At 68.8% G+C, this 15,874-nt stretch carries 18 protein-coding genes and 1 pseudogene; 12 read left to right on the top strand and 7 right to left on the bottom strand.

All coding sequences use genetic code 11. The features are described from left to right. Window positions 1-52 precede the first annotated feature (52 nt). From Pth03_RS36245 to Pth03_RS36230, 4 genes are all read left to right on the top strand, one after another. Window positions 53-229 (top strand): DUF6104 family protein, encoded by a 177-nt coding sequence (locus Pth03_RS36245; protein ID WP_203949006.1) that lies wholly within the window; start codon window positions 53-55, stop codon window positions 227-229. A 290-nt stretch (window positions 230-519) separates the two neighbouring features. Further along, a complete protein-coding gene (locus Pth03_RS36240; RefSeq protein WP_203949005.1) occupies window positions 520-1,341 on the top strand; it encodes a DUF4097 family beta strand repeat-containing protein in 822 nt (273 codons plus the stop codon). Beyond that, window positions 1,338-2,102: a PadR family transcriptional regulator gene (locus tag Pth03_RS36235; protein ID WP_203949004.1), complete on the top strand. Its 765-nt coding sequence runs from the start codon at window positions 1,338-1,340 to the stop codon at window positions 2,100-2,102. The genes Pth03_RS36240 and Pth03_RS36235 overlap by 4 nt, the downstream gene beginning before the upstream one ends. Further along, the gene (locus tag Pth03_RS36230; protein WP_203949003.1) at window positions 2,099-2,269 is read left to right on the top strand and encodes a hypothetical protein; all 171 of its coding nucleotides are present in this window, start codon (window positions 2,099-2,101) and stop codon (window positions 2,267-2,269) included. Before Pth03_RS36235 ends, Pth03_RS36230 begins: the two co-directional genes overlap by 4 nt. Here Pth03_RS36230 and Pth03_RS36225 read toward each other — a convergent pair. The 4 genes from Pth03_RS36225 to Pth03_RS36210 form a co-directional block, all read right to left on the bottom strand. Next, window positions 2,259-3,221, bottom strand: a complete 963-nt coding sequence (locus tag Pth03_RS36225; RefSeq protein WP_203949002.1) for a zinc-binding dehydrogenase — start codon at window positions 3,219-3,221, stop codon at window positions 2,259-2,261. The two genes, Pth03_RS36230 and Pth03_RS36225, sit on opposite strands and share 11 nt — an antisense overlap. Before the next feature lie 111 nt (window positions 3,222-3,332). Further along, window positions 3,333-3,863, bottom strand: coding sequence for an SSI family serine proteinase inhibitor (locus tag Pth03_RS36220; protein ID WP_203949001.1), 531 nt, complete (start codon window positions 3,861-3,863; stop codon window positions 3,333-3,335). A 385-nt stretch (window positions 3,864-4,248) separates the two neighbouring features. Beyond that, window positions 4,249-5,601, bottom strand: coding sequence for an NsdA family TPR-like regulatory protein (locus Pth03_RS36215; RefSeq protein WP_203949000.1), 1,353 nt, complete (start codon window positions 5,599-5,601; stop codon window positions 4,249-4,251). A gap of 388 nt (window positions 5,602-5,989) precedes the next feature. Further along, complete coding sequence (locus Pth03_RS36210; protein WP_239119634.1) at window positions 5,990-7,153, bottom strand: NAD(P)-dependent malic enzyme; 1,164 nt, start codon at window positions 7,151-7,153, stop codon at window positions 5,990-5,992. Window positions 7,154-7,445: 292 nt separating this feature from the next. Here Pth03_RS36210 and Pth03_RS36205 point away from each other — a divergent pair, with 292 nt between their 5' ends. Next, window positions 7,446-7,988 (top strand): CGNR zinc finger domain-containing protein, encoded by a 543-nt coding sequence (locus tag Pth03_RS36205; RefSeq protein WP_203948998.1) that lies wholly within the window; start codon window positions 7,446-7,448, stop codon window positions 7,986-7,988. Here Pth03_RS36205 and Pth03_RS36200 read toward each other — a convergent pair. After that, window positions 7,958-8,275: pseudogene (locus Pth03_RS36200) on the bottom strand (S24 family peptidase); the annotation flags it as partial. The gene Pth03_RS36205 and the pseudogene Pth03_RS36200 overlap by 31 nt on opposite strands. A 60-nt stretch (window positions 8,276-8,335) precedes the next feature. Here Pth03_RS36200 and sodN point away from each other — a divergent pair. From sodN to Pth03_RS36185, 3 genes are all read left to right on the top strand, one after another. Continuing rightward, window positions 8,336-8,740, top strand: coding sequence for a superoxide dismutase, Ni (sodN, locus tag Pth03_RS36195; RefSeq protein ID WP_203948996.1), 405 nt, complete (start codon window positions 8,336-8,338; stop codon window positions 8,738-8,740). A gap of 223 nt (window positions 8,741-8,963) precedes the next feature. Further along, on the top strand, window positions 8,964-9,389 hold the full coding sequence (locus Pth03_RS36190; protein ID WP_203948995.1) for an ATP-binding protein: 426 nt from the start codon (window positions 8,964-8,966) through the stop codon (window positions 9,387-9,389). Window positions 9,390-9,406: 17 nt separating this feature from the next. After that, entirely contained in the window at window positions 9,407-10,186 is a 780-nt protein-coding gene (locus Pth03_RS36185) for an RNA polymerase sigma factor SigF (RefSeq protein WP_203949026.1), read from the top strand. Between the two features lie 177 nt (window positions 10,187-10,363). Here Pth03_RS36185 and Pth03_RS36180 read toward each other — a convergent pair whose 3' ends face one another. Next, the gene (locus tag Pth03_RS36180) at window positions 10,364-10,783 is read right to left on the bottom strand and encodes a hypothetical protein (RefSeq protein WP_239119633.1); all 420 of its coding nucleotides are present in this window, start codon (window positions 10,781-10,783) and stop codon (window positions 10,364-10,366) included. A gap of 100 nt (window positions 10,784-10,883) precedes the next feature. Between Pth03_RS36180 and Pth03_RS36175 the strand changes: the two genes are divergently transcribed. Continuing rightward, window positions 10,884-11,870 carry a diacylglycerol/lipid kinase family protein gene (locus Pth03_RS36175; protein WP_203948994.1) on the top strand — a complete coding sequence of 329 codons (987 nt, stop codon included), beginning with the start codon at window positions 10,884-10,886 and terminating at the stop codon, window positions 11,868-11,870. A gap of 285 nt (window positions 11,871-12,155) precedes the next feature. Next, the gene (locus Pth03_RS36170) at window positions 12,156-12,410 is read left to right on the top strand and encodes a WhiB family transcriptional regulator (RefSeq protein WP_203948993.1); all 255 of its coding nucleotides are present in this window, start codon (window positions 12,156-12,158) and stop codon (window positions 12,408-12,410) included. A gap of 20 nt (window positions 12,411-12,430) precedes the next feature. Here the strand turns inward: Pth03_RS36170 and Pth03_RS36165 are convergent, their stop codons facing one another. Beyond that, on the bottom strand, window positions 12,431-13,921 hold the full coding sequence (locus tag Pth03_RS36165; protein ID WP_203948992.1) for a PAS domain-containing sensor histidine kinase: 1,491 nt from the start codon (window positions 13,919-13,921) through the stop codon (window positions 12,431-12,433). 69 nt (window positions 13,922-13,990) lie between these two features. On the opposite strand from Pth03_RS36165, the gene Pth03_RS36160 reads away from it, so the two are divergent. Both Pth03_RS36160 and Pth03_RS36155 read left to right on the top strand, forming a co-directional pair. Continuing rightward, complete coding sequence (locus tag Pth03_RS36160; RefSeq protein WP_203948991.1) at window positions 13,991-15,142, top strand: 8-amino-7-oxononanoate synthase; 1,152 nt, start codon at window positions 13,991-13,993, stop codon at window positions 15,140-15,142. Further along, the gene (locus tag Pth03_RS36155) at window positions 15,139-15,867 is read left to right on the top strand and encodes a GntR family transcriptional regulator (RefSeq protein ID WP_203948990.1); all 729 of its coding nucleotides are present in this window, start codon (window positions 15,139-15,141) and stop codon (window positions 15,865-15,867) included. The genes Pth03_RS36160 and Pth03_RS36155 overlap by 4 nt, the downstream gene beginning before the upstream one ends. The last annotated feature ends 7 nt before the right edge of the window (window positions 15,868-15,874 follow it).

Genomic DNA, 15,874 nt, shown 5'->3' with positions numbered 1-15,874 from the left:
GTCCCCCACGGTCTCACCGCGGGGGACTTCCCCATAACTGGAGCACCACATCATGTACTTCACGGACAGGGGCATCGAGGAGCTCGTCGAGAGGCGCGGCGACGAGGAGGTCAGCGTGAGCTGGCTGGCCGAGCGGCTGCGCGAGTTCGTCGACCTCAACCCGGAGTTCGAGATCCCCGTTGAGCGGCTGGCCACCTGGCTGGCCCGCCACGACGAGGACGACGACTGACCTTTAGGCGTGATCATGCAGAACTTCGCGCACACGCGCCCCGAGCTGGGCAATCCCGGATCGTGATCATGCAGAACTTCGCCGGCACATAGCCTGAGCTGGCCGAACACCAAGCGTGATCATGCAGAAACTCGGCCACCATCAACGCGACCAGCACAAACGGCAATCGTGATCATGCACATCCAAGGGAGCGCACAAGGAAAGCAAACGCGATACATCTTGACTTTCAGGAGACGCGACATATCGTGTTCATAGACCGTCATCGTTCGCGTTTCGAAGGGCCCCCGACAATGCCCACTTGGACGATCGAGCAACCCGAACAGCTCACGTTCGCGCCCGTCAGCCAGCTGAACGTCCGCATCGTCGCCGGACGCCTGGCCGTACTCGCCAGCGACGGCCCGCCCAGTCTGGAGGTCACCGACATCGGCACGCCGCCTCTCATCGTGACCCATGACGAGGACGGGCGCCTCACGGTGGCGTACAAGGACCTGACCTGGGACGGCGTCCTCGGCTGGCTGCGCCCCGGCTCCCGCTCGACGACGCTCACCCTCACCGTGCCGAAAGACTGCCCGGTACAGGTCGGCGTGATCTCCGCCTCCGCCGTCGTGGCCGGATTCGAGGCACGCACTAAGGTCAAGAGCGTCTCCGGCGAGATCGTCCTGGACGGCGTCAGCGGCGACGTGCACGCCGAGACGGTCTCCGGATCGGTGGAGAGCCGCGGCCTCGCCGGCGACCTGTCGTTCAGCAGCGTCTCCGGTGACCTCACCGTCGCGGGCGGGTCGCCGCACAGGCTGCGGGCCAACACGGTCTCCGGCCGGATCACCACCGACCTCGAGCTCTCCCCCACCGGCCACGTCACGCTGAACAGCGTCTCCGGCTCGGTCGTCGTACGGCTCCCGCAGACGGTCGACAGCGACGTGTCGATGCGGTCCAGCTCCGGCAGGGTCGAGTCGGCCTTCCCCGCGCTCGACCACGAGAAGCACCCGGGAATGCGATCGTTGACCGGCCGCCTCGGCGGAGGCATGGCATATGTTTCGGCCAACACGGTGTCCGGCGACGTCACCCTGCTGAGCAGGCAGGCCACAGGCACGACGAGTGAGGAGTGGGCATGAGCCCCGTTTTCGGTCACGGACGGCTCCGGCTGTACCTGCTGAAGCTGCTCGAGGAGAGCCCACGGCACGGCTACGAGGTGATCCGGCTCCTGCAGGACCGCTTCCTCGGGGTCTACTCGCCCTCCCCCGGCACGATCTATCCGCGCCTCGCGCGGCTGGAGGAGGAGGGCCTGGTCACTCACGAGGTGGTGGACGGCAAGAAGGTCTTCACGCTGACCGACCGGGGCCGGCAGGAGCTCAACGACCGCATGGACGAGCTGGCCGAGCTCGAGCAGGAGATCACCGCGTCGGTCCAGGACATCGCCCGCGAGGTCAAGGAGGACGTACGGCAGACCGTGCGCTCGCTCCGCCAGGAGCTCACGCAGATGGCCCGCGACATCAACCGCGATGTGCAGGAGCCGAGCAGCCCCGCCGGCTCGCGCGAGGCCTGGCGGGAGCAGAAGGAGGAGTGGCGCCGCCAGCGCCAGCAGGCCAAGGACGAGTGGCGTCAGCAGAAGGACGAATGGCGCCGCCACCGCCATCAGTGGCGGGAAGAGGCCGACCGCTGGCAACGCGAGTGGCGCCGCATCTGGGAGCACACGTGGTCGGCGACCGACCGCCCTCAGCCGGGGAACGCCGAGCTCGGGCAGGTTCTGGCCGGATTCATCGCGAGGGTCCGTATGGAGGCCGGGGAGGGCAGGCTGACCGACGAGGCGATCGCGGAATGCCGGGCCATCCTCGACGAGGCGGCCGACCGCATCCGCGACACGCTGCGCCCGTGACGATTCCAGAGAGGGCGACGACGATGAGTCCGTACGGCTGGCGCAACCCGTTCGTGCGCCTGACGCCCCCGCCTCCGCGCGAGACCCCGCCGGAGGACGACGCCGATCCCGCGCCGCGGGAGCCGGCGACGTGCGTCCAACGGGGTCGTGTGCCCGTCAGACCGTGAAGACGATCTTGCCGAAGACGTCGCCCCGGTGCATGGCGGCGAAGCCCTCCTCAGCCTGGGAAAGCGGAAGCACTCTGTCGATCACCGGCCGGAGGCCGGTCTGCTCCAGGAAGACGGCGAGCCTGGCGAGCTGACTCCGGGTCCCCATCGTGGACCCGATGATCGACTTCTGGAGGAAATAGATCTGGGGCAGTTGTGTAGGGGCGACGAGCCCGCTCGTCGCGCCGCAGGTCACGAGGCGCCCGCCGGGCCGCAAGGAGCCCAGCGAATGCGCCCAGGTGGCCTCGCCGACGGTCTCCATCACGGCGTCGACCCGCTCCGGCAACCGCGCCCCGGTCTCGAAGACCTGGTCGGCGCCGAGGTCGAGTGCACGGGCACGCTTGTCCTCCGAGCGGCTGGTCGCCCACATCCGGAACCCTCCGGCCCGGCCCAGCGCGATCAGGGCGGTCGCCACGCCGCCGCCCGCGCCCTGCACCAGTACCGTCGATCCGGGCTCGAGGCCCGCCTTGTCGAAGAGCATGCGGTAGGCCGTCAGCCAGGCGGTGGGCAGGCAGGCCGCCTCCTCGAACGTGATCGCCGACGGCTTGGGCACCACGTTGCCCCTGGGCACGGCGACCTTCTCGGCGAACGTGCCGTCGTAGTTCTCCGACAGGAGAGAACGCCGGGGATCGAGCGTCTCGTCTCCGTTGACCGGCGTTCCGATCACCGAGTGCACGATCACCTCGTCGCCGTTCTCGTCCAGGCCGGCGGCGTCACAGCCGAGGATGATCGGAAGGCGTTCCTGGCGGATGCCCACGCCCTTGAGGGTCCACAGATCGTGGTGGTTCAACGAGGCGGCTTTGACAGTGATCGTCGTCCAGCCCTCGGGAACGGACGGCTCTGGGCGGTCGCCCAGCGTCAGCCCCTTGAGCGGGTTGTCCGGATCGGTCTGGGTGGCGGTCACGGCGAACATGCCCGAACATTACTCCGGATCAAATGACTGGCCGCAGGGGAAGGGCGGCGAAGGTCCTCCCCGCCCTTCTCCCGTACGGCTCCCGCGGCCGGCTGAGATGCGCCGGATTCCTCAGATGTCGAAGAGGGAGCCCGTCACCGAGCGCATCTCGCAGGCATTGCCGAAGGTGCGCTCGAAGTTGACTCGACGGCCGTCCCAGACGCCGTTGGCCGTGACGGTGACCGGGCTGAACATCATCGGGCAGACGGTCCCCTGGGTGGGCTGGAGTTGGTCCAGGTCGCCTTTCACCTTCTCCACGACGGTGCAGGCCTCCGCCCTCACCGGCCGGACCCCGAGCGTCGCCGGGCAGTTGAGCATCGAGGAGCGCTGGGGCGGCCGCGCCGACTCCCCGGCGGCGTAGGTGAGATGCAGCGCCCGGGCACGGCTTCCGATGGGCCGGATCTTCCTGATCGGTATGTCGGCCCTCACCTGCTTCTCCGTCTTGGCCGGAGGCTGTGCGGCGACCGGCTTGGCCAGGGCGCCGGACGCGCCCGTGGAGACCGGACGTCCGGTGGTGGCCTGGCCGGCCGCGACCGGCGCCGTCGCAGGAGCGAGCGCCGGATCCTTGGGAGCGGTCGCGGGAACCGCGCCGGCGACCGGCAAGGCCGGAACGCCGGCCGCCGGTACGCCGGGAGCCCCCGGCAGCGCCGGAGCCGCGGGCGCGGTGGCGGACCCTACAGCAGGCTTTGTGGCGGGCTTTGTGGCGGACGCCGCGACAGGCCCCGCGACAGGAGCCGTGACAGATCCGCCGGCAGGTTGCGGCGGCCCCGGCGCCGTTGCGGCGAAGGCCGTCGCCGGACACGCGGCCAAGGCCGCGCCGGCCATCACAGTGATGAGTCTCTTCATGTCGATCCCCCGAGTTTCGGCAGGTCGCCAGCCTCTCCACAGGGCGGCTCGCGCTCAAGCCTCCACTCCGCGCCTGAGACGAAATGTGATGTCACGGTGACCCAGAGTCAGATCAACACGGGCGGTATTTCGCAATCTGCCGTCACACGGGGGCTCCGCTGTGGCTCAACACGTCCGCAACGCGCGGATCCTCCGCATAAGGCTCAAGCCGTTTGCGCAGGTCCTTTACGTACGACCTGGTCCGTACCGACTGCAGGCCGCGGGCGAGGTCGAAGGCGGACCCCGCCGCGGCGCACGCCTCTTCAAGCTCGCCCTGCTGCACCAGTGCCGACGCCAGGAGCGAGAGGTTGAACATCCTGCCCCGCACGAACCTCCCGTCCATCCGCAGCGACCTCCTGGCATGCCGTACGGCTGCCGCGCCGTCGCCGAGATCACGGAGGCAATGCGCCGACTTGGCCGCGAGATAGGCCTCGTCGAAATAGCCGATCCAACGAGGCTCGTCCTGCGGAGATCGCCGGTCGAAGGCCGTTTCGGCCTCGTGGAGCGCGGCGGCGCACGACGGCCCGTCTCCGAGCACGGCGTACGCGTGCGCCTCCTGCACGTGGGCCTCCGCCATCAGCGAGAAGATCCCCGAGCGACGCGCCGCCATCGTCGCCGCCCTCGCGAGGTCGAGACCGTGGCGCGGCTGCCCGATGTAGACGGCCTGATGGCTCATGCCGGCGAGGATCTCCCCGCCTAAACCGTGGTCGCCCGCGCCCCGGGCCAGCCCTAGCGCCTGGATGAGATAGCGCTGAGCCACGCCGTGCTGCTCGAGGTCGTAAGCCATCCACCCGGCGAGCCTGGTGAGCTCGGCCGCCGCGGTCGCGAGCGCCCTTCCGGTGGCTTCGCCGTACGAGCCGTCACGGAGAAGCGGCGCCACCGCCGTGTCCAGATATTTCACTACCGGTCCTCGGATGCTTCCGCCGCCGAACCGGTTGTCGAGCTCGCTGAACGAGCGGGTGACCTCATGAATCGCGGTCACGTCGGAAACGCCCACCCTGCGCGGGCCGCCGGCGGCCAGCCGGTCCTCCTCCGGGACCGTCAGCCAACGCGCGATCCCGGCCGAGCCCGCTCCCAGCGCGAAGGTGGAATCGAGCAGGAACCTGCGCCGCTCGACGTCGGCCCTCCACAGTGCTGTCACAGCTGCCACACCCTCCTGCCACGAATGGGGGAACTCCTGTCCGAGGTCGAGAGGGACTGCTCCGCGCGGCATGCCGATGTCCTCGGTGGACACCGGCTTCCCGAGCCGCAGCGAAAAGATCTCCGCCAGCAGGCCGGGAACCGGATCACGCGGTCGCTGACCGCCGATCCAGCGCAGCACCGAACCGTGGTCATATCTCATCCCGGTCATCCCACGGGTGGAGCCGAGATCGTTCAGCCGGCGTGCCAGGCCTTTGCGGGACAGGCCCGCTTCGGCGAGGTGCTGCTGGAGCAGCCGGTTTGGTTCGCGTCGCATCGCTCTCCTCACCAGGACAGGCATAGCCGGTAGGTAACGGAGAGCTCTCTTTATAGCACGGAGCGTGACACCCCCAAGGGATTCCCAAACTTCTGTATAGGACTCCGGGGGAAAAGACCGAGCCGCGATCCACGCATCCCAGGCGGATGCATGATCACGGCTCGGAAAAGCCCAGGCGACGGGGCTCGCGCCCGAATTTCTGCATGATCACGATTCGCGAAACCGCAGGCCGTACGGCATGCGACCGAACTTCTGCATGATCACGGGACGGGGGGCCGCAGGTCGTACGGCATGCCCGCGAAGTTCTGCATGATCACGCTCAACGTGATCACACCAACCGTGATCACCCCCAAAAGTAAAAATGATCACCACCGGAGGGGGTGGGGGGTCACTTGCGGGCGACGCCTTCGGCGTGGGCCTGCTCGGCGACGGCGGCGGCGACGGCGGGAGCCACCCTCTCATCGAAGGGTGACGGGATCACGTAGTCCTCGGAGACCTCGTCGCCCACCACGTCGGCCAGCGCCGTGGCGGCCGCCACCTTCATGCCCTCGGTGATCGTCCGCGCCCGCACGTCGAGCGCGCCGCGGAAGACCCCGGGGAAGGCGAGCACGTTGTTGATCTGGTTGGGGAAGTCCGAGCGGCCTGTGGCCACGACCCGGGCATACCTGGCCGCGACCGACGGCTGGACCTCCGGCGTCGGGTTCGACAACGCGAAGACGATCGAGTCGGGCGCCATCGCCGCCACAGCGTCCTCCGACACCGTCGACCCCGAAAGCCCGATGAAGACGTCGGCCCCGGCGAGGGCCTGCTCGGTCGAGCCGGCCAGGCCCATCTTGTTGCTGTCGCGGGCCAGCGCCTCCTTGACCGGGTGGAGGTCCTCACGCCCGGAGTGCACGATCCCCTTGGAGTCGGCCACCGCGATGTCGCCGATTCCCGCGTTGAGCAGGATGCGGGCCACGGCGACGCCGGAGGCCCCTGCTCCCGCCACGACCGCCCGCAGGTCGCCGAGCGCACGCCCGGTCACCCTGGCCGCGTTCCGCAGGGCCGCCAGCGTGACGATGGCGGTGCCGTGCTGGTCGTCATGGAAGACGGGGATGTCGAGCAGGTCGCGCAGGCGCTCTTCCACCTCGAAGCAGCGGGGGGCGCTGATGTCCTCCAGGTTGACGCCGCCGAACGAGGGGGCGAGCCGCGCGACGGTCTCGACTAGGGCGTCGACGTCGGTGCAGTCGAGGCAGATCGGCACGGCGTCGACGCCCGCGAACTGCTTGAACAGCAGCGCCTTGCCCTCCATGACAGGCATGGCCGCGGAGGGTCCGATGTCGCCGAGCCCCAGTACGGCGGTGCCGTCGGAGACCACGGCCACGACGTTGGACACCCAGGTGTAGTCGCGGGCCAGTTCGGGGGTTTCGGCGATCGCCGTACACACGCGGGCGACGCCGGGGGTGTACGCGAGGGAGAGATCGTCCGCGTCGCGGACCGGCACGCTGGACCGGACCTCCAGCTTGCCGCCGCGGTGGAGTGCGAAAGCCGGATCGAGATCCAGAGATGCCAAAGAGACAGGTGAAGCGGTCACAGCGACCCCATTGTCGTAAGGACGAATTCCTGTTGACGCCGCCAAGAGGACGAAAGCCCAGGCTTCGGTAGCCGCCGGAGGCCGTCGCCGTTGACGGTCGCCTCTTGAGGGGGTTCGGGGGTCACCCGTTTTCCGATTGTGCCACACGCCCGTGCGCCGCCGGGATGCCGGAGAACAATAGATCATCCTTGACCTGGGGATTTCCACGGCGACTCCCGGCGTGTAATACTCGAGATACGCAATCGTCTCTTACATCCCCTAGGTCGTACCAGTGGACCTGAAGTCGTACGCCGAGCTGGCCGTCCTCCTGGTCAACAGGACGGAGGCGTTGAACAGCCTCCAGGCCCTGCGCGAGCTTCTCGAGGAGACCGGGCGCACGGAGTCGGCCGCCCGGGTCACACGGCGCGATCTCGACGCGCTGCGCGAGTTGTGCGAAGAACTGGCCGGCGTGTTCGCCGCGGCCTCCTCGGGCGACGAGGCCGACGTGGTGGAGCGGCTCAACGGCCTGCTCGTCCGCCATCCGGTGCACCCGCAGATCTCGGGGCACGACGGCCAGGGCTGGCACATGCACCTGACGGAGGGCGGCAGGGTGGCCGACGCCCTCTCCGTCGGCTCGGTGATGGGGCTGGCGAGCGTGGTGACCGGGCTTGGCGCCGACCGGCTAGGCATCTGCCAGGCCACGCCGTGCCGCAACGCCTACCTCGACACCTCCTCGAACCGGTCGAGGCGCTACTGCTCCGAGCGGTGCGCCAGCCGCGCGAACGTGGCGGCCTACCGGCGGCGTCAGAACCAGCGCAACGGGCGGGGCCAGTAGCGGGCGATGACCCTGCCGACGATGTCCCCCGCCGGAAGGGCGCCGAAGTCCCAGCTGTCCTGCCTGCCCGTGGCCAGCTGATTGTCGCTCTCGACCCACCATCCCTCTTCCGTGCGCCTGAACGCCCGCTTCACGATCAGGCCATGCGGCCGCCTCGCGACGACCACGTCTCCCGGCCTGACGGCGCCCCGCCGTACGAGCAGCCAGTCGCCGGGGCGAAGAGTCGGGAGCATCGAGTCGCCCGTCACCCGGACGGCGGTGAGCACATCCCCTCCACGGATAAGAGATTTCCGGTACGAGTAAGGTCAGCTATGGACAGCGCTCCATTTTGCCAAGGAAGGATTCCGATGCTTGCACGACTGCTGCGGCCGAAGCACGAGGCGTCCGCCCACTGTGACCTGCCCTGTGGGGTCTACGACCCGGCTCAGGCTCGCATCGAGGCCGAGTCCGTCAAGGCGATCATGAAGAAGTACGCCGACAGTGACGACCCGGTCTTCAAGACTCGCGCCCTGATCATCAAGGAACAGCGCGCCGAGCTGGTCAAGCACCACCTCTGGGTGCTGTGGACCGACTACTTCAAGCCTCCGCACCTGGAGCAGTACCCCCAGCTCCACCAGCTGTTCTGGGACGCCACCAAGCTCGCCGGCGCGGCGGGCGGCAAGGGCACCGTGGACCCCGCTCAGGCCGACGAGCTTCTCGCGAAGATCGACGAAATCGCCAAGATCTTCTGGGAGACGAAGGCGGCCGCCTGAAACAGGCGATCCTCAGGCCCCGCACGGTCACCTGACCGGGCGGGGCCTGATCTTTTCCGGGTCCGAGGTGAGGCGGAGGTCACGGGCAGAGAAACCTCAGGGAATTTACGAGGAGCTACCCCCAAGATCGCCACAATCGGCGCGTCCCAGCGGAGCAACATCGGTGGAGTGGCGGTAGGTTGCAGACAACGGCACTGCGCCGGCTCGAAGGGCGAGGAGGAACGTGACCGAGGAAACCGAGACGCCTGCGGTGGATGTGACCGGGATCCGTGACGCTGTGAGCGTCCGACTGCCCGCCGTGAGCGCCTATTTGTCTGTGCTGCGCACGGCCACGGCCGGGCTCGCGGCTCGGCTCGACTTCACGCTGGATCAGATCGAGGATCTTCGTATCGCGGTCGACGAGGCCTGCGCCATGCTCCTGCGGCACGCGGTGCCCGGCACCGATCTTCAGGCCGAGTTCGAGCTCACGGGGCACGAGATGACGGTCCGTGTAGAGGTCAGCACGGTCGGCGTCAGCGCCCCCAAGCGAGACGACTTCGCCTGGATGGTGCTCACGGCGCTGGCCGACGACGTCGACGCCATCTCCGATCATCCCGATCACATGGCGATCGTGCTGCGCAAGCGGCGAGGCGCGGCGAGGCCGGCGTGACCGAAAGGACCCGTGCCATGGCCTCCGGCGACTCGGCGGTGCCCGACCGCGTGCGTGCGCGCACGTTGTTCGGGGAACTGTCGGAGTTGCCGGCCGACGACCCGCGGCGGCAGCGCATCCGTGACGAGCTGGTCGAGCTGCACCTGCCGCTGGTGGAATACCTCGCGCGGCGTTTCCGCAACCGGGGTGAGTGGCTCGACGACCTCACGCAGGTCGCCACCATCGGCCTCATCAAGTCGATCGACCGGTTCGACCTCGGCCGCGGCGTGGAGTTCTCGACGTACGCGACGCCGACCATCGTCGGCGAGATCAAGCGCCACTTCCGTGACAAGGGCTGGGCGGTCAGGGTGCCGCGCCGCCTCCAGGAGCTGAAGCTCTCGCTCACGAAGGCCATAAGCGAGCTGTCGCAGCGTGAGAGCCGGGCGCCCACGGTCGCCGAGCTCGCGGCGCATCTGCAGATGACCGAGGAAGAGGTGCTGGAGGGCCTGGAGTCGGCCAACGCCTACTCGACGGTCTCCCTCGACGCGCCCGACTCGGGTGACGACGACGCCCCGGCCGTGTCGGACTCGCTCGGCATCGTCGACGAGTCCCTCGAAGGCGTCGAATACCGCGAGTCCCTGAAGCCGCTGCTGGAGCGCCTGCCTCCGCGTGAGAAGCGCATCCTGCTGCTGCGTTTCTTCGGCAATATGACGCAGTCGCAGATCGCAACGGAGCTGGGCATCTCACAGATGCACGTCTCCCGGTTGCTGGCCAGGACCCTGGCCCAGCTCCGCGAAGGCCTGACCGCCGAAGACTGAGCAGGGCGCGGGATCCGGGCCGCGGTCGCAATACCGCGGCCCCAGGAATCACCGCGCCGTCTCATCCCGCCCGCGAATCGGCGCGGGCCCAAGGAACCAGCCGGGCCATCCTCACTCCGCCTGAGAATCAGTGCGGACCGAGGGAACCCAGCCGAGCCGTCTCACTTCGCCTGTGAATCATCGCGGACCCCGGGAACCAGCCGAACCGCCTTCGCCCATCAGCGCCTCCGTCGACTTTGGGGCCAGCAGCGCAACCAGGCCAACGACCGCGGCGACCACGAGCGGCACCCCGTAGGCGTACTGGCCGCCTCCGATCAGCGAGAACGACACCGGCAGGGCGAAGATCTGCGTCACCACGCCGGGCCCCCTGCTCCAGCGCTCGATCTGCCAGACGCCCCAGGCCACCCAGAGCAGGCCGGCGCCGATCAGCACGCCCAGGGCGGCCTCCGCGAGAGCGGTGGACATGTCGGCGGGCTGCCCGACGAGCGTCCCAATGCCGGCGTAGCATCCGAGCGCGAGGGCGAGCAGGCCCTCGGCGGCCAAGACGACCGCCGCGACGGTCAATGTGGCGGGACGTCCGGTGACATGGCTGATCACAGTGCCCCACCCTACCCGTGGGCTCTCCCGGCCGGATCGCGGGCCGATCGAGGCGGCAAGTCCCCGGCGGCGGCGGTAAAGCGTCGTCTAGCCTTCAGGCATGCGAGCTCTTCTCCTCGTGAATCCGAAAGCGACCTCCACGAACCAGCGGACCCGGGACGTGCTGATCCGGGCGCTCGGGGCCGCCGTGGATCTGTCCGTCGAGGAGACCGGCTACCGGGGGCACGCCGCGGTGCTCTCCGGCACTGCCCACGCCAAGGGATTCGACGCGGTCGCGGTGCTCGGCGGCGACGGCACGATCAACGAGGTGGTCAACGGACTGCTCGACGGGCAGCCCGCGGCGAGCGCGGCCGGGCGGCCCAAGCTGATCGTCATCCCCGGCGGCAGCGCCAACGTCTTCGCCCGCGCGCTCGGCCTGCCCAACGACCCGGTGGAGGCGACGGGCGCCGTGCTGGAGGCGCTGCGCGACGAGCGCAGCCGGACGATCGGGCTCGGCCAGGCGATCTGGCACGACGACACGGCCGGACCCGACCAGGGGCCGTCCACCGATCAGCAAGGTTCCCGATATTTCACGTTCTGCGCTGGCCTGGGATACGACGCGGAGGTCGTCAGGGCCGTGGAGGGGCTCCGCAGCGCAGGCTACAAGGCGAGTCCGACGCTGTATGTGAACACCGCGCTTCGGCACTTCTTCGTGACCGACCGCCGCCACCCCGCCATCCGGCTCGTACGGCCACGCCAGCCGGAGACCCCGGGAATCTTCATGGCGATCGTCTCGAACGCCTCCCCGTGGACCTTCGCCGGGTCCCGTCCGATCAACCCCACTCCCTGGGCGGGCTTCGAGACGGGACTCGACGTGATCGGGTTGCGGAGGATGGGGATCGCGTCGGTGCTGGGATTCATCCACCAGATCATCGGAGAGCGTTCGGGATTACCCAGGGGTAAACACCTTGTTCAGGTTCATGACGAACAGGAGTTCACATTGGCGGCCGTCCGGCCGCTCGCCTTCCAACTTGACGGCGATTACCTGGGAGAACATGAATGGGTGACATTCCGGTCTATCCCGGACGCATTACAAGTTTTGGTCTAGCTCGTTACATGTAGTCATAGTGTGACGTATCCGACAGCCAGGCCGGGCAAAACCTTGTTCCAAACCTCTTGTGTGCTCTAAGCATGGCTGAAAAGCTGAAGTACGACGTCGGAACGTAGGACCTTTACGGGAGCCACCGCCCCCGGGAGGCGTTCCGGCGATCGCGTGGACAAGCCCGGCCCGAACCACAGTGCCGGGCAAGTCCACGCATTAGCTAGTGAAAGCGTTCACAAAGTTGATGACCAGGGAGCCTCCGCCGGCTCCTGTGACGAAGGGGTGGAACGCATGGACTGGCGCCACCGCGCTGCCTGCCGTGACGTGGATCCGGAGCTGTTCTTCCCGATCGGGAACACGGGTCCCGCTCTGATGCAGATCGAAGAGGCCAAGCAGGTCTGCCGCCAGTGCTCGGTCACCGAAGCCTGCCTCAAGTGGGCTCTGGAATCCGGCCAGGACGCGGGAGTCTGGGGCGGGCTCAGCGAAGACGAGCGCCGTGCCCTCAAGCGTCGTACGGCTCGCGCCCGCGCTCGCGCAGGCGTCTGACCACCGCACACCGGGGCACGTCACCGGGGAATTCCAGCCTCGATCCGTGGTTCCGACTGAACCGGGATGCTGAGGACCACCTCGGTTCCCCCGCCTTTCCTCCGTTCGACGGCCAGGCGGCCCGAAAGCTCGCCGACGACCAGCGTCCGCACGATCTGCAGCCCGAGGCTGCCGGTGGCCTCCAGGTCGAAGTCCGGCGGCAGGCCCTTTCCGTCGTCCGCGACGATCACCTCCAGCCGGTCGGGATCACGGTGCACAATCACCTGCAGGTTTCCCGACTTGTGCGAGAAACCGTGCTCAACGGCATTCTGCAACAGCTCTGTGAGGACCATCGCGATCGGGGTGGCCACAGCGGCCGGCAACACCCCGAAGCTCCCCAATCGCTGGGGCATCACGTGGGCCAGTGAGACTTCCGCCGTCATGGCGATCACCCTGTCGGCGATGTCGTCGAACTCGACCATCTCCTCGGGCATCTGCGCGAGGATCTCGTGAACGATCGCGATCGAGCCGACCCGGCGCACGGCCTCGTTGAGCGCCTCCTGCCCCTCCGGGTTGTTCAGCCGACGCGCCTGCAGCCTCAATAGCGCCGCGACGGTCTGCAGGTTGTTCTTGACCCGATGGTGGATCTCGCGGATCGTGGCGTCCTTGGTCAGCAGCTCGCGCTCACGGCGGCGCAGCTCGGTCACGTCACGGATGAGCACCAGGGCACCGATCCTGCCCCCGCCGACGATCAGCGGGATGGCACGCAGCTGCACCACGGTCCCGCCGTGCTCGACCTCCGTCTCCCGGGGCGCCTTGCCGCTGGCGACGAGCATCAGGTCCTCGTTGATGGGCTCGTCCGAATAGCACAGGTCGGCGGTCGTCTTGCCGAGGTCGGCACCCACCAGGTCGGCGTGCAGGCCGAGGCGGCGGTAGGCCGACAGCGCGTTCGGGGAGGCGTAGGTCACCCGCCCGGCCCGGTCGAGCCGGAGCAGGCCGTCGCCGACACGAGGCGAACGCACCAGGATGGGCTCCTCCTCCGTGAAGGGGAACCGGCCCTCCGCGACCATTTGGGCGAGGTCGGAGGCGCTCTGGAGGTAGGTCAGCTCCAGCCGGGAGGGCGTGCGGGCCGACGACAGGTTGGTCGAGCGCTGGATGACGCCGATGAAGTCGCCGCCGCGGCCTCGCCGTACGGGGATCGTCTCCTCCCTGACCGGCACGCCGCTCGACCAGTCGGGATCGCCTTCACGGCAGATCCGGTGCTCGGTCCAGGCGACGTCGATCAACGGCCGGTCGCCCTTTCCCGCGATCTGGCCGACGACGTCGTCGTGGTAGACCGTCGGGCCCGTGGTCGGCCGCATCTGCGCCACCGCCACCCACCCCGAGCCGTCCTTGTGGGGCACCCACAAGATCAGATCGGCGAACGACAGGTCGGCCAGCAGCTGCCAGTCGGAGACGAGGGCATGGATCCAGTCGAGGTCGGCACGTTCGAGCGCCGTGTGACGGCATACCAGGTCGCTGAGAGTCGGCACGTCTGCATGATGCGACGCGAACGTGCCCGAACGCGAATCGACCTCTCACCACCTGACAGGATGCACTGCATGACTCGACCGCTCGACAGATTGCGCGCAGCCGCGGCCGAGCGGGAGGCGACAGGCCTGCGCCGGGCGCTGCGCCCTCGCACGCCCGACCACGACGGCATGCTCGACCTGGCCTCCAACGACTACCTGGGCCTGTCCAGGGACGAGCGGCTGGTGGAGGCCGCCGTCCGGGCGACCCGGGAGTGGGGCACCGGTTCGACCGGCTCTCGGCTGGTCACCGGCACCACGCGGCTCCACGCCGAGCTGGAGAACCGGCTGGCCGCCTTCGCGGGCGCCGAGCGCGCCCTGGTGTTCTCCTCGGGTTACCTGGCCAACCTCGGCGCGGTCGCCACGCTGGCCAGGGGCGGCCTGGTGGTCTCCGACTCCGGCAACCACGCCTCCATCGTCGACGCCTGCCGGCTGTCGCGGGCGAGGGTGGCCGTGACCCCGCACCGCGACGTCGAGGCGGTCGCCAAGGTCCTGGCCGAGCGGCGGGAGGAGCACGCGATCGTCGTCACCGACGCCGTGTTCTCCGTCGACGGCGACCTCGCGCCGCTCCTGCGGCTGCACGAGACCGCCGTACGGCACGGCGCCCTACTGGTGGTCGACGAGGCGCACGCCCTGGGGGTGATCGGAGAATCCGGCCGTGGAGCGGTGCACGAAGCCGGTCTCGCGGGGGATTGTCATGTTGTGAGAACCATCACTCTCTCCAAGTCGCTGGGATCGCAGGGCGGCGCGGTGCTGGGGGCGGCCGAGGTGACCGAGACGCTGATCGACACCGGCAGGTCGTTCATCTTCGACACCGGCCTGGCCCCCGGGTCCGTCGGCGCGGCTCTGGCCGCCCTCGACGTCATCGAGTCCACCCCCGGCCTGCCGGGACAGGCGCGGGCCCGGGCCCGCGACCTGGCCGCCATGGCCAGGGAGGCCGGCCTGGAGACGACCGACCCCGCGGCCGCCGTCGTACCCGTCGTGCTCGGGCCGCCGCAGCGCGCCCTGGCGGCCGCGAACCTGTGTGCGGAACGCGGCATACGCGTGGGATGCTTCCGTCCACCATCAGTGCCCCCTGGCCGGTCATGCCTCAGGTTGACCGCCCGGGCCAATCTGAGGTGCGATGATCTCGCGGCGGTCAGGGGCGCGCTCACCGCCGTGGCCGAACTGAAGGTGGACACGTGACGGAGCACAGCGAGGACGTTCCCAGGGTTCCGAAGTACTACGACGTGAAACGGAACCTGCTGGAGCTGACCAAGACGCTGCCCGCCGGCAGCGCGCTCCCGCCTGAGCGGACGCTGGCCGTGCGGTTCGAGACCTCCCGGACGACGGTCAGGCAGGCCCTGTCCGAGCTCGTGGTCGAGGGCAGGCTGCTGCGGATCCAGGGCAAGGGCACGTTCGTGGCCCAGCCCAAGGTCGCCCAGGTGCTCCAGCTGACCTCTTACACCGGCGACCTGCGCACGGTCGGCCTCGAACCCGACACCAAGATCCTCGACATCAGCTACGTCACAGCCGACGAGGCCCTCGGGCGCAGGCTAGCGATCAACCCCGGCGGACGGGTTCTGCGCGTGCACCGTCTGCGCCTGGCCAACGGCGAGCCCATGTCGATCGACACCACCCACCTGTCGGCCCGGCGTTTCCCCCGGCTGCGCCGGGAGCTCGAAGGTCACTCCTCCCTCTACGAGACGCTGCACAACGCCTACAACGTGCGGCTCACCGACGCCGAGGAGGTCATCGAGACCGTGCTGGCCACGCCGTACGACGCGCAGATCCTGGGGGTGGACGTCGGCCTGCCCATGCTGCTGCTGACCCGCCACGCGTTCGACGCCGACGGCAACCCGGTCGAATACGCCCAGTCGCTCTACCGGGGCGACCGATACAAGTTCGTCACCCGTCTCAGAAGGCCGTAGTTTTTCT

Source organism: Planotetraspora thailandica, from assembly GCF_016863335.1.
GTDB classification, from domain to species: Bacteria; Actinomycetota; Actinomycetes; order Streptosporangiales; family Streptosporangiaceae; genus Planotetraspora; species Planotetraspora thailandica.
This window is presented reverse-complemented; position numbering and strand designations above follow the sequence as displayed.